The organism is Pseudoalteromonas shioyasakiensis (genome assembly GCF_001550135.1).
In the GTDB taxonomy this organism is placed as follows: Bacteria; Pseudomonadota; Gammaproteobacteria; order Enterobacterales; family Alteromonadaceae; genus Pseudoalteromonas; species Pseudoalteromonas shioyasakiensis.
In genome coordinates, this window is the sequence record NZ_LRUE01000016.1 from 33,922 (window position 1) to 46,138 (window position 12,217).

Genomic DNA, 12,217 nt, shown 5'->3' on the forward strand with positions numbered 1-12,217 from the left:
TAGACGTAAGGAGGGATTCAAAAGGTTTAAATGAAATTAATTTTTTTTGTGTAAGCTACAAATAATTGAGCTTACACAATTTTATTTGAGGCTTTGCGTTATTCTCCAGGTGATGCTTCGCTTTCTTCTTCAGTTGTTTCTGCGGTTTTGTAGCTCCAACCTAAAAATACGATACGTGCCGAAGAAGCAGGCGTACCGCCATTTTGTACTTGTAATAAACCCGCATCATAGTGAGCACCACTGCCCCCTGTTGCGGTAATTGTTGAGCCACGCACACTACCAAACAGCTCACCACTGCCCGATAGCTTCACTGTTGTCAAAGGGGCATAAATAGCCGCATATAAATTCGCAGCACCACTAAATTGCACACCATTTACACCATTAAATGATGAATAAAATGATAACGACGGATGGCCACTGGTGGTTAATCCTTCTTGCTCAGTAATGACTTTTGCGCCTGCACCAATATTTACTTTTCCGGTTAATAACACTGTTAAGCTACTGTCTTTTTTAATTGTTAGGCTGGTATCCCCTTCCATCGAAAAGTCGCCATCAATCAGTAAAATAACATCACCACCAGAAACTTCCATTTTGCCGTCACTGGTCATCTTGAGTCTATCAAGTGCAAAAATGTACTCTTTGCTATTACTGCCATTGGCTTGGTTTTGCGCTTTAGAGTTAAACAAGAAAATATCGGCAAGGCTCGGCAAAATTACTTGGCTACCACCGCTACTAAAAAAGCCCTTTTCAGTATTAAGTTTAAATTGTTGCGTAGGACCAATCGAAACAGAACTATAACTGCTCACTTGGTCTGTGATGTCTGTCATTTTCTCTGGCAAAATTAACGGGTCGCAACTGGTGTCTGGATTTGTTGGGTCATAATCGGGGGCTGTTGGGTCAGCAACGGTTATCGGTTCTACATTCGGGTTTACGTTAAACTTGCTATCACTGTAGTGCACACCATCTTGTTGATTATTGTAGGTGTCTTTAAAATCGCCTGAGCCGCCATACATAATATCCAGAGCTTCGCCTTGGCTATTCGTAATGAATGTTGACCACTGCATTTTCGCATCACCATTGGCTCGCACAACCCCCGAAACAGTCCCACCACGGTGGGTATAATAACCTCGGGTATAGACATTACCGTCAACACGTAAACCACTGCCAGGAGAGATATAAACGCCGGTATTTGAATGGATATTACCAATAATTGGTGATGAACCATTTAAGTAGATAACCCCGGTTGCTTTTACATCGCCTTTTATCGGTGAATGGCCCGATAGCACCACATCTGAATCACCAGCAATCGTTGAAACATCACCATCATTAGATTTGGTTTCTTCATAGGTGCCTTTGCTCGAATCGTAACTATCGATACTGCCACTTCCCGACAAGTTAACCCCTTTACAGCCCACCATCGCATTAGTGAAAATCGAGCTTCCCTTCGCGCCTTGTACAGCAAAACGGGCGACTAAATTACTTTGCGCATCACCATCAAATCGTTGCCCTAAGCTTGCAATTTCAAGCTCACCGGCAGCGTTTTGACTTAAACTGGCATTAAAAATGGCATCATCAGCGATAACACCAGAGCCCGATGCATTACTGGTTTTACTGATCAAATCTTCAACCGCTAATACACCTTCCTCATTCAAGGTTTGTTGCAATAACTTAGCTTGTTCAAACACACCTTTTTCAGCCATTAAGCGACTGTTTAATTTCTTTTGAAAGTTACCACTTAAGCGCTCTTGAACAATGTTTTCACGCAGCGAACTAAGCACCACGATGCTGGCCATACTGGTTAAGATCAACACTGTTATTAGGGTAAAACCATTTTGCTTGTTATACACTGCCAGCTCCGTATGCTTTGACTAATATTGCATTGGTTAAGGCAATATCAATATTAATGCCATTGCCAAATTGAGCAGGTAAATCATTTGGCTTTACAGTAACGGTAACAAGCTCCCCGGCGATATCAAATGACAAAGCTTCGATACCTGTCAGTAATCGCTCTGAGGCAGCACCATCGAGTGAACACATTAAGTTACTACCATTTAAGCTATATACTTCAACCACCTGCGCAGTTGTTGCAGAGCCATCACAGGCAATGACACCACTTGGCTGAGTAATAGTAATTGTGCTTTTATCTGCACTTATGGTGGGTGTTAGTTGTGTTTGCTTTATGCTGCGGTTGAATACTTTACTGGTATAGCGAATCACTTCTTGAGCGTTTTCAAGCTCTTTACTCACTTCAATCGTGCTTTTAATCGCCGAGTAAGACAAGCTCACCCCAGCTAATAAAAAAGCACCTGCTGCCAATGCCACCATCAGTTCAACTAAGGTAAAACCCTGAACGTGTTTATTCATGAGCACACCGCCGTTAAATCAGGGAAACTGGCATTTAGGCTAATTTGATTTTCTGCATTGTCTGTCATGCGCTTATCAACCCAAGCCACATTAACTTGCATATCATCACTGTAAGTAGCTGGAATAGTCAGCTGATAATCACTAACTTGTGGCGCGAGCGAAGCTCTAAATGTCGCGTCTTGAAAAAGTGCGGTATTGGTTTTTTGAATTTCACAAATACGCGGCCACAAACGCTCTATGGTGTTTTGCCCTTGAATAAGTGACACGGTGTAATTAAAGCTATTGGTTGCATATTGTAGCGATTTTAGCTGCGCTGCCGCCAAGCCTAATAATGCGATGCCAGCGATCACCACTGAAATCATCACTTCTAATAATGAAAAGCCTGCCTGCTTATTCATGCACATCCTCGCTGTGAATTTTCTACTAACCAGTTTTGGCCACTTTTAAGCACACACATCACGTAATCTGTGGTGTTTGTGTGTTCATCTTTCACTAAAATTTCAGCTTGTTTATCAACTTCACCACTGGCACTAATGGCCAATGCGACTAAGTTGACGGTAACTCCGCTTTTTGTGACCGAAAATTCTTTTAAAACTGTGTCTACCCCGCCCTCGTTGAGGGTCACTTGCCAGCTATTATTACTGACAACTAGGTTAATAGGTTTGTCGCGTTTGACCGCTTCACTGCGTGCAAATTTATAGGCGCTATTTAATTGATTTGCAGTTGTTACCACGCGATCTTGCAAAATTTGTTGGCTAAAAGACGGAAAAGCAAGAGCTGCCATAATGCCAATAACACTCAGCACAACCATTAACTCAATTAAGGTAAACCCTGCAATTCGACGCAATTGTGTTACTCCCAGCAATCACTAAATGAAGCGCTATAACTACCATCATGTTTAACGGTTAAGTCACCACAGCGATCACTTGCTTGCGCCGAACCCGATTTAGGAGCGGCTTTTAAACTGTAGCCACGATTTTTAAAGTCGCTTACAGCACCTGATACTTTATCTGTTGCTGTGTAGGTAAAGGTGTAATAGTCGGTATTTTGGGTTACGAATGCATTAGGGTAGCCGCCATTTCGTGAATAAATACGTTCAAGGCTGGCGCTGTATTGCAGTAACTCTTGTTGAATATCAGCACGGCGACTACGTTGCATGTGCTCAGTGTAAGCAGGCAATGCTACGCTATATAAAATCCCTAAAATAGCGATCACGATAAGAATTTCTACTAATGTAAAGCCTGTTTGTTTACCCATTCCATGTGGTACTAATGCACTTTTCAACCTCAACCCCTTAATACTTTTTAACCAGCACAATATAAATGACAGCGTTGTCAGTGTCAATTTTAACCAATTTACTTTTACTCATTCGATTATACTGATAAGAACAAGAAAATTAAGAAAAAAGAATGTATGTTTGTAAAATAGGTAATCTTATAGGATGGTATTTATATGTTTAAAATATAGAAACCAATACTATTGGATGATCAACGAAGAAGCAATAGCGGCACAAAATGCTACAATTTATAAATTTCGGGCACAAAAAAGCCGCACCTAAGTGCGGCTTTTTTTACTTAATATTGCTATTAAGCTTCAGCGATAACGATTACTTTGATAGTAGCCGATACGTCTGAGTGTACTGCGATTGCTACGTCAAATTCGCCAGTCTCACGGATAGTACCTAGAGGTAAACGAACTTCTGATTTAGCAACTTCAACGCCAACAGCTGAAATAGCTTCAGCGATGTCGCGAGTACCGATAGAACCGAATAACTTGCCTTCGTCACCAGCTTTAGAAACTAGTGTAACTTCAGCTAATGCTTCTAACTTGTCAGCGCGAGCTTGAGCAGCAGCTAGATCTTCAGCGATCTTAGCTTCTAAATCAGCACGACGTGCTTCGAAAGTTTCGATGTTAGCTTTAGTTGCAGGAACTGCCTTACCTTGTGGGAAAAGGAAGTTACGTGCGAAGCCAGATTTAACTACAACCTGGTCACCTAGGCCACCTAGGTTTGCGATCTTGTCTAGTAGAATAACTTGCATGTCTCTACACCTTTTAAAAACTGTTAATCCGCTGCTTACTTATGTAAGTCAGTGTATGGAAGAAGGGCTAAGTAGCGAGCACGCTTGATAGCAGTTGCTAGCTGACGCTGATATTTAGCGCTAGTACCTGTGATACGGCTAGGTACGATTTTGCCACTTTCTGTAACATAGTTTCTAAGAGTAGCTAGATCTTTATAATCGATTTGTTGTACGCCTTCCGCTTTAAAGCGGCAGAACTTACGACGTCTGAAATAACGTGCCATGAGTAAAATTCCTCAAAAAATTCTTTCTATATGTTGAGCATGCAAGACCAATTGGCTTAAGCCGTTTCGGCCTTCGTGACGGTTTAAAAACCCCGTCACTTGCACTTGTTGCCCAACGTGCAATTGTTGAGTTTGTTGTTGCATTGGCGTGCCGCTGGCAACAACTTGAAGCCTGACATAACTATTACGGTTAAGGTCTGCTTCAACTTGCATCGATTTATGTTCAAGAACAAAAATACAATGCGGTATACCAGCAGGGCTTTGACTATATTTAGGTGTTTTACAAACAACCCCAGATAATGTCAGCTGATTCATATAAGGATTAAGCGGTTGGCTCATCTTTTTGTCTCAACTGCAAGCGCCATGCTTGAACTCAAAACGATTAAGCAGCTGGTGCTTCTTTCTTCTCTTCTTTCGCAAGAGGAGATGCTTCAGTTACAGCGTCTTTAGTACGCATAACTAAGTTACGAAGCACTGCATCGTTGTAGCGGAAAGTAGTTTCTAGCTCGCTGATTACTTCAGTAGGTGCTTCAACGTTCATAAGAACATAATGAGCTTTGTGAAGCTTGTCGATTGGGTAAGCCAATTGACGACGGCCCCAGTCTTCAAGACGGTGGATAGTACCACCAGCTTCAGTGATAGAACCAGTATAACGTTCGATCATACCAGGTACTTGCTCACTCTGATCAGGGTGAACCATGAATACGATTTCGTAATGACGCATGGATATTCCTTACGGTTAATAGAGCCTTCTACCGTTTCGGCCAGTCGGTTTAAGGCAAGGAATTAAATTTAATAAGCCGAAATGAGCGCGCATTTTACGCTTAGATTGATAATTAAGCAAGATAAAACAGCAAGCCAAGCTAGATTATTGTGCTCTATTAAGATTTTCTAAACGCTAAAAACAAAAAACCCAGCCGAGGCTGGGTTTTTGAATTCTGAAAACTAAAATTACTTGATTTTAGCTTCTTTGAAAATCACGTGTTTACGAGCTTTAGGATCGTATTTTTTGATTTCCATTTTTTCAGGCATGTTACGCTTGTTCTTGTCGGTAGTGTAGAAAAAACCAGTACCAGCAGTTGAAACTAAACGGATCTTATCGCGCATGATTCAGTTCCTTAAACTTTTTCGCCACGAGCACGGATTTCTGTAAGAACCGCGTCGATGCCTTTTTTATCGATAATACGCATACCTTTAGTAGTAGTGCGTAGTGTTACAAAACGTTTTTCACTTTCAACCCAAAAACGGTGAGTTTGTAGGTTAGGTAGGAAACGACGTTTAGTCGCGTTTCTCGCGTGTGAACGGTGGTTACCAACCGCTGGACGCTTACCTGTAACTTGACATACTTTAGACATGTCTATATATCTCCAATAACTTCGCTCGAGCTTAATTTTCCCTTAGGCCAGTATTTGTGCCCCGGGATAAATCGAAGGGCGCTCTTTATACAGCTTATACAGGCAAAGATCAAGTAACAGATCTTATCCAATCAGCTCATGTGTAAATTTGATAGCGGCTAATTATAAAGATCGAATGCCCTTAGGGAAAGTAAAAACTGCATTTAAATTAAACTAATTTCTAAAATCGCCCTAAACTGCTCATTTTTAACACACTCTCTAATACAGTTGGCTCTATATAAGCCCTCTTTCAGCAAACGAAACACAATTTTCACCACCCACTATGATGTGATCCAGCACATTTATGTCAATTAAGGCTAAGGCTTGCTGTAATTTTGTGGTGATTAATTTATCGGCCTGACTAGGTTCAGCAACCCCACTTGGGTGGTTATGAGCAAGTATCAGAGCCGCCGCATTATTACGCAGTGCAGCTTTAACAACTTCGCGTGGGTAAACAGAAGCGGCATTAATAGTGCCGTAAAAAAGTATTTCGTCTTTAATTAGCTGGTTTTGACTATCTAAGTACAGCACCATAAATACTTCTTGCTGTAAGCCTCGCAGCTGAATAGTTAAATAGTCATACACTGCTTGCGGCGAAGTAAATAGCGCCTCGCGCTTACATTGCTCAAGCATATAGCGCCGGCTTAGCTCAAGTACCGCTTGAAGCTGCACATACTTAGCAGCTCCTAAACCCTTTTGGGCACAAAACTCTTGTTCAGATGCATTAAATAAGTTGTGCAAAGTGCTGTTTATATCGAGCAGGTGCTCAGCCAGCTCAATGGCATTCATGCCCGGCACACCGGTACGTAAGAAGATTGCTAATAACTCTGCATCTGAGAGTGCTTTGGCGCCTTGGGCAAGTAACTTCTCCCGCGGCCTTGCTGATAAAGGTAGATCGGTTAATGGCATTGCTTCATCCTTAAAACAACTATTCCACTTATTAAACTGTACTATAAAATCCAATTTTTTCCTGTCTGTATAAAAGAAAACTTCATGCTATCGGTAAAGATTTGCTATCGTTAGCCCATATCGACAAAGGTTAAATTTCACGTAATGACAAAATCAGTAAATAAAAAAATCCTGCTAGGTATGAGTGGTGGTATTGCAGCCTATAAATGCGCAGAACTTGTTCGCCGTTTAAAAGATCAAGGCTGTGAAGTAAAAGTCGTCATGACCGACTCAGCAAAACACTTTATTACTCCTTTAACTATGCAAGCGGTTAGCGGTGAGATTGTTTCTGATTCATTACTCGACCCAGCAGCAGAAGCCGCAATGGGTCATATCGAATTTGCCAAATGGGCAGACCTTATTTTAGTCGCCCCTGCAACCAGTAATATTTTAGCGAAAATGGCGATGGGTATTGCGGATGACTTACTAACAACCCTACTACTGGCTACCCCTGCAAAGGTAGCGGTTGCGCCTGCAATGAACCAACAAATGTATGCCCACCCTGCTACACAAGCAAATCTTGCCACACTAAGTGAGCGCGGCGTGGCTATTTGGGGCCCTGGTAAAGGCGAGCAAGCTTGTGGTGATGTAGGCGCAGGCCGTATGTTAGAGCCTCATGAGTTAGTCGCGCTTTGTACACAACCTGAAGTAGAGCCATTACTTAAAGGCAAAACCATCACGATTACTGCAGGACCAACCCGAGAAGCCCTCGACCCAGTTCGTTATATCTCTAACCACAGCTCAGGCAAAATGGGTTATGCCCTTGCAGAAGCTGCACTTGCGCTAGGTGCAAAGGTAAATCTGATTTCAGGCCCCGTAACAATTAAAGCACCTGCCAATGCCCTGCTTACTAATATAGAAAGTGCTGAGCAATTACTCGCTGCCTCAATGAAGCTAGCCGCGCAATCGGATGCTTTTATTGGCTGTGCAGCAGTGGCTGATTACCGTGCAGCTGCAATTCATGAGCAAAAGATGAAAAAGCAAGGTGATGAACTGACCCTTACCTTAGTTAAAAACCCAGATGTTATCGCTAACGTCGCTGCGCTTAGCGAAAACCGCCCTTATACCGTTGGCTTTGCGGCAGAGACTCAAGATGTTGCAAGCTATGCTCAAGGTAAATTAAAGAACAAAAACCTCGATATGATCTGCGCAAATGACGTATCAAAAGAAGGCCTTGGCTTTAATTCTGATCATAATGCTTTAACACTCTTCTGGCACAATGAGCAGCTAGATTTAGCAATGGGAAGTAAAAAAGATTTAGCCATGAGCGTAATGACTGAGCTTGCCAAGCGTTTGTAAAAATGCTGGAAAGAAACTGAATAAAACATTAACATAAGCCACTCATTTGCACAAAAAATGGCTTGTCTGACTCCCAACAGCGCAAGTAATAAATTATAAGAAAGGAATGGTCATGCCTGCGACAAAAAGAAGTAATCGCAAAGAGCAGATTCTGCAAGCACTCGCACAAATGTTAGAAACCAGCCCAGGTCAACGTATCACCACCGCAAAACTCGCGGCTGAGGTAGGTGTGTCTGAAGCTGCGTTATATCGTCATTTTCCGAGTAAAGCACGGATGTTTGAGGGCCTAATCGAGTTTATTGAAGATACCCTGTTATCACGCATTAACCTCATTTTAGAAAATGAGAAAGAAAGCCAAACACGTGTATACAATATTTTGCTGTTATTGCTAGCCTTCGCCGAGAAAAACCCGGGCATTACCCGCATTTTGACCGGTGATGCCTTACAAGGTGAACAAGAGCGTTTACGTGAACGTGTACAAGGCTTATTTGAAAAGCTAGAAACTCAGTTCAAGCAAGTGCTACGCGAACGCAAACTTCGCGAAGGTAAAGCATTCCAGTCAGACGAAAGCACCCTAGCCAACTTCTTACTCGCCTATGTAGAAGGTAAGATGAACCAATTCGTGCGCAGCGACTTCAAAGCAAAACCAAGTGCACAATTTGAAAAACAATGGCCAGAACTACAAAAGATTTGGTTGTAGTGAGTTGCTAGGGGAAAGAGTAAAGTTGGAGCTGTCAGCCTTCAGCCGTCAGCTATCAGATTGAATTCCAAACAGTTAGCGAGCTTCTAGGGGAAAGAGTAAAGTTAGCAAGCTGCTTTCTAACTTTCCTCATTCTTTTCTCATTCACTTCTCTTTGTGCAATTTTTTCTCGTGAAATAAATTTCACGCCTACAAGCTTTAATCTCGCTAACTTTCCCCTAGCAACTTTCCCCTAGCAACTTTCCCCTAGCAACTTTCCCCTCGTAACTTCCCCCTTCCACCTCCCCAAACACGCCACTTATCGTATCTACTCGAATTGTTTATTAAAAACGCTACACTGGGTGCATCAATTTAAAAACAACGAGAAAGATGAATGAAAGCGCAATTATCACTTTTGAGCTTAGCCTTGGTGACAAGCCTTGGTAGTGCACAGGTTGGTGCGAAAGAAGCTCTGCAATTTAAAGACGTGTTTGATTTTAAATACGCAAAAGGCACCCAACTTTCTGAAGATGGCCAAATTCTTAGCTTTAGTGCCGACCCTTATCGCGGTAATGCACAAGGTCAGGTTTATACATTAAACAACAACACCCTGCTAACTAGCGTTGAGCGTGGTACTCGCCCAACTATTAATAAAGCAGCAAACTGGGTCGCTTTTACTCAGGTACCTACCCTACTTGAAAAAGAAACTACCAAGAAAAAAGACCAGCTAAAAAACAACCTTGTTTTAGTGAATACTAAAAATGGTGAGCAACAAACCTTTAACGATGTAAAAGACTATGCGTTATCAGATGATGGTGTATGGCTTGCTTACCGACTCGATAAGAAAGCTGATAAAAAAGACAGCGAAGAAAAAGACGAAAACAGCAGCGAAATCAAGCCAGACAAAAAAGACAAAAGCTTTGATTTAGTGCTTGTTAACCTACAAGACAAAACCACTCACACTGTAAATAATGTATTTAGCTATGCGATGAGCAGCACTGGCGAGCAATTACTAGCAAGCCAAAGCTACAGTGATGGGGCCGACAACCAAGTAGTGTTAGTTGACCTTAATAATGGCTTTGCAACGAGTGTACTGATTGATGAGCCAGGTGTGGTTGCAAATAAAATTGCATGGCAACCAAACAGTAATACCGCAGCGCTGTTAGTTGGTAATTACGTTAATGATGATACACGCCGTCGCGACCACAGCTTACAGCTTTTACAAAACGGCACACTTTCAACCATTAACTCTACAGATAGCAGCTGGACTATCGGCAAAACAGCATCGCTAAAATGGTCTGAAAATGGTGCTCGTTTGTACTTTGAAAACCACCCTAAACTCGCTGCAAAAGTTGCCCTAAAAGAATACAAAGATGAAGCCTCTTTATATGATTTCGATACCATTCGCGACCAAAAGGGCCTAAACGTTTGGCACAATAAAGACGCTGAAATTAAGCCACGCGAAGAGCAGCAATGGAACAAAGCGAATAAGCTTCGTCATTACCAAGCGGTATATCATGTAAATGGTCAGCAAGTTGTGCAGTTAAGCACGCCTAACATGCCTGAGGTTTCGCTAAATACTCATCGCGAAGCGCTATTAGGTTATTCAGACCGACCGTACCTAGAACGTGTTATGTATGGCGGTTTTTACGCAGATTACTTCAGTGTTGATGTTAAAACCGGTAAACAAACCGCTATCGTCAGCGACTACCCGTTTAGACCAAGCCTTGCGCCAAATGGTCAATTTGCGGCATTTTTCCAAGACAACCAAGTACAGCTCAAAGATTTAGGTAACAACAAGGTTTCAACCTTATCTAAAGCAATTAATGCTATTTTTGCTGATGATAAACATGACTACCCATCACCTCAGCCGGGTTATGGTTTTGCTGGCTGGTTAAACGACAGCAGCCAAGTACTGGTTTACAGTAAATTTGATATTTGGGCTTTTGATGTCGCAACACAAAAGGCAACGCGCCTAACTCAAGGTAAAGAAAGCAATACCCAATATCGTGTTATTAAACTAGATAAAGACCAAGTGGGCTTTGCCAAAGACGAAACATTATTACTAAGCGCAACCAACCTGCAAGATAAGCAAACTGAAATTGCAAAACTTGATTTAACAAGCAATAAAGTAAGCAAAGTACTTTCGGGTAAAAAGCGCTATGATGTAGTTAAAAAGGCGAAAAATGCCGACAAATACCTCTTTACTGCACAAACATATCAGCAATTCCCTGATTACTACCAAGCTGATTTTAGCTTCAAAAAGCCACAGCGTGTTACCAACCTAAACCCACAAATTAGCAACTTTGCATGGGGCGAAAAACCTGAGCTTATTAGCTATAAAGGGTTTGATGGTGAAGATTTACAAGGCGTATTAATTAAGCCTGCGGGCTACAAAAAAGGCGATAAGGTGCCAGTGGTTGTGTACTTCTACCGCTATATGAGCCAACGCATGTATGACTTCCCGAAAATGGAATTAAATCATCGTCCTAACTTCCCGATGTTTACTTCAAATGGCTATGCGATTTTCTTACCTGATATCCGTTTTGAAATTGGCCATCCGGGTAAATCGTCAACCCAAACGATGATCAACGCCACTCAAAAGTTGATTGATTTAGGCATTGCTGATCCAGATAAAATTGGTTTACAAGGTCACTCATGGGCAGGCTACCAAAGTGCCTTTATGATCACCCAAACAGATATGTTTAAGGCTGTTGTATCGGGTGCGCCAGTATCTAACATGACCAGTGCATACAGCGGTATTCGCTTAAAATCAGGCCTTGCGCGTCAGTTCCAATACGAAACAGGGCAAAGCCGCATTGGTAAAACGTTATTCGAAGCCCCAGAGCTATACATCGAAAACTCACCGGTGTTCTTCGCCGATAAAGTGAATACCCCAATTCTGATTATGTTTGGCGACAAAGATGACGCTGTGCCGTGGCACGAAGGGGTTCAATACTACCTCGCGCTTCGTCGTGCGGGTAAAGATGCCACCTTCTTACAATACGAAGGTGAACCACATCACCTGAAGAAATTCCCTAACCAAGTGGATTTCTCAGTACGCATGATGGAATATTTTGATCATTACTTAAAAGGCAAACCAGCCGCTGAGTGGATCAAAAACGGTGTACCCTTTATTGAAGAATAAGCAATAAGCTGAATTTAAGCTTACTGCACACCTCCCCCAGAGCCAGCATTTTTGCTGGCTTTGTTCTATAAAATCAATCACAC

Annotated in this window: 15 protein-coding genes; 3 read left to right on the plus strand and 12 right to left on the minus strand. The window is 42.1% G+C overall.

Annotated features, from left to right (window positions below):
• Positions 1-98: 98 nt before the first annotated feature.
• The 12 genes from PASHI_RS13045 to radC form a co-directional block, all read right to left on the minus strand.
• Positions 99-1,847: a DUF7305 domain-containing protein gene (locus PASHI_RS13045; RefSeq protein WP_240701507.1), complete on the minus strand. Its 1,749-nt coding sequence runs from the start codon at positions 1,845-1,847 to the stop codon at positions 99-101.
• Positions 1,840-2,364: a prepilin-type N-terminal cleavage/methylation domain-containing protein gene (locus PASHI_RS13050; protein WP_062565963.1), complete on the minus strand. Its 525-nt coding sequence runs from the start codon at positions 2,362-2,364 to the stop codon at positions 1,840-1,842. The genes PASHI_RS13045 and PASHI_RS13050 overlap by 8 nt, the downstream gene beginning before the upstream one ends.
• Positions 2,361-2,762 (minus strand): type IV pilus modification PilV family protein, encoded by a 402-nt coding sequence (locus PASHI_RS13055; RefSeq protein WP_054563395.1) that lies wholly within the window; start codon positions 2,760-2,762, stop codon positions 2,361-2,363. The genes PASHI_RS13050 and PASHI_RS13055 overlap by 4 nt, the downstream gene beginning before the upstream one ends.
• Positions 2,759-3,211 carry a GspH/FimT family pseudopilin gene (locus PASHI_RS13060; protein WP_058583802.1) on the minus strand — a complete coding sequence of 151 codons (453 nt, stop codon included), beginning with the start codon at positions 3,209-3,211 and terminating at the stop codon, positions 2,759-2,761. The genes PASHI_RS13055 and PASHI_RS13060 overlap by 4 nt, the downstream gene beginning before the upstream one ends.
• 5 nt (positions 3,212-3,216) lie before the next feature.
• Positions 3,217-3,648 carry a type IV pilin protein gene (locus tag PASHI_RS13065; protein WP_306464842.1) on the minus strand — a complete coding sequence of 144 codons (432 nt, stop codon included), beginning with the start codon at positions 3,646-3,648 and terminating at the stop codon, positions 3,217-3,219.
• Positions 3,649-3,950: 302 nt separating this feature from the next.
• A complete protein-coding gene (gene rplI / locus PASHI_RS13070; protein ID WP_054554192.1) occupies positions 3,951-4,403 on the minus strand; it encodes a 50S ribosomal protein L9 in 453 nt (150 codons plus the stop codon).
• 35 nt (positions 4,404-4,438) lie between these two features.
• Complete coding sequence (rpsR, locus tag PASHI_RS13075; protein ID WP_002962753.1) at positions 4,439-4,666, minus strand: 30S ribosomal protein S18; 228 nt, start codon at positions 4,664-4,666, stop codon at positions 4,439-4,441.
• A 12-nt stretch (positions 4,667-4,678) separates the two neighbouring features.
• A complete protein-coding gene (gene priB, locus PASHI_RS13080; protein ID WP_036973732.1) occupies positions 4,679-4,981 on the minus strand; it encodes a primosomal replication protein N in 303 nt (100 codons plus the stop codon).
• A 67-nt stretch (positions 4,982-5,048) separates the two neighbouring features.
• Positions 5,049-5,390, minus strand: a complete 342-nt coding sequence (gene rpsF, locus PASHI_RS13085; protein ID WP_036973113.1) for a 30S ribosomal protein S6 — start codon at positions 5,388-5,390, stop codon at positions 5,049-5,051.
• A gap of 227 nt (positions 5,391-5,617) precedes the next feature.
• Positions 5,618-5,773 (minus strand): 50S ribosomal protein L33, encoded by a 156-nt coding sequence (rpmG, locus tag PASHI_RS13090; protein ID WP_022946036.1) that lies wholly within the window; start codon positions 5,771-5,773, stop codon positions 5,618-5,620.
• Positions 5,774-5,784: 11 nt separating this feature from the next.
• Positions 5,785-6,021, minus strand: coding sequence for a 50S ribosomal protein L28 (gene rpmB, locus PASHI_RS13095; RefSeq protein ID WP_036973115.1), 237 nt, complete (start codon positions 6,019-6,021; stop codon positions 5,785-5,787).
• Between the two features lie 273 nt (positions 6,022-6,294).
• Positions 6,295-6,969, minus strand: coding sequence for a RadC family protein (gene radC / locus PASHI_RS13100; protein ID WP_062565965.1), 675 nt, complete (start codon positions 6,967-6,969; stop codon positions 6,295-6,297).
• Between the two features lie 144 nt (positions 6,970-7,113).
• Here radC and coaBC point away from each other — a divergent pair, with 144 nt between their 5' ends.
• The 3 genes from coaBC (at position 7,114) to PASHI_RS13115 (ending at position 12,134) form a co-directional block, all read left to right on the plus strand.
• Positions 7,114-8,307 carry a bifunctional phosphopantothenoylcysteine decarboxylase/phosphopantothenate--cysteine ligase CoaBC gene (coaBC, locus tag PASHI_RS13105; RefSeq protein ID WP_062565966.1) on the plus strand — a complete coding sequence of 398 codons (1,194 nt, stop codon included), beginning with the start codon at positions 7,114-7,116 and terminating at the stop codon, positions 8,305-8,307.
• A 112-nt stretch (positions 8,308-8,419) separates the two neighbouring features.
• Complete coding sequence (slmA, locus tag PASHI_RS13110) at positions 8,420-9,007, plus strand: nucleoid occlusion factor SlmA (RefSeq protein ID WP_054554189.1); 588 nt, start codon at positions 8,420-8,422, stop codon at positions 9,005-9,007.
• 373 nt (positions 9,008-9,380) lie between these two features.
• A complete protein-coding gene (locus PASHI_RS13115; protein WP_062565967.1) occupies positions 9,381-12,134 on the plus strand; it encodes a S9 family peptidase in 2,754 nt (917 codons plus the stop codon).
• The last annotated feature ends 83 nt before the right edge of the window (positions 12,135-12,217 follow it).

Coding starts and splice junctions, on each gene's coding strand:
- slmA (WP_054554189.1), top strand. CDS start 8,420: ATGCCTGCGACAAAAAGAAGTAATCGCAAAGAGCAGATTCTGCAAGCA.
- rplI (WP_054554192.1), bottom strand. CDS start 4,403: ATGCAAGTTATTCTACTAGACAAGATCGCAAACCTAGGTGGCCTAGGT.
- PASHI_RS13050 (WP_062565963.1), bottom strand. CDS start 2,364: ATGAATAAACACGTTCAGGGTTTTACCTTAGTTGAACTGATGGTGGCA.
- coaBC (WP_062565966.1), top strand. CDS start 7,114: ATGACAAAATCAGTAAATAAAAAAATCCTGCTAGGTATGAGTGGTGGT.
- radC (WP_062565965.1), bottom strand. CDS start 6,969: ATGCCATTAACCGATCTACCTTTATCAGCAAGGCCGCGGGAGAAGTTA.
- rpmB (WP_036973115.1), bottom strand. CDS start 6,021: ATGTCTAAAGTATGTCAAGTTACAGGTAAGCGTCCAGCGGTTGGTAAC.
- rpsF (WP_036973113.1), bottom strand. CDS start 5,390: ATGCGTCATTACGAAATCGTATTCATGGTTCACCCTGATCAGAGTGAG.
- PASHI_RS13115 (WP_062565967.1), top strand. CDS start 9,381: ATGAAAGCGCAATTATCACTTTTGAGCTTAGCCTTGGTGACAAGCCTT.
- PASHI_RS13055 (WP_054563395.1), bottom strand. CDS start 2,762: ATGAATAAGCAGGCAGGCTTTTCATTATTAGAAGTGATGATTTCAGTG.
- rpmG (WP_022946036.1), bottom strand. CDS start 5,773: ATGCGCGATAAGATCCGTTTAGTTTCAACTGCTGGTACTGGTTTTTTC.
- priB (WP_036973732.1), bottom strand. CDS start 4,981: ATGAATCAGCTGACATTATCTGGGGTTGTTTGTAAAACACCTAAATAT.
- rpsR (WP_002962753.1), bottom strand. CDS start 4,666: ATGGCACGTTATTTCAGACGTCGTAAGTTCTGCCGCTTTAAAGCGGAA.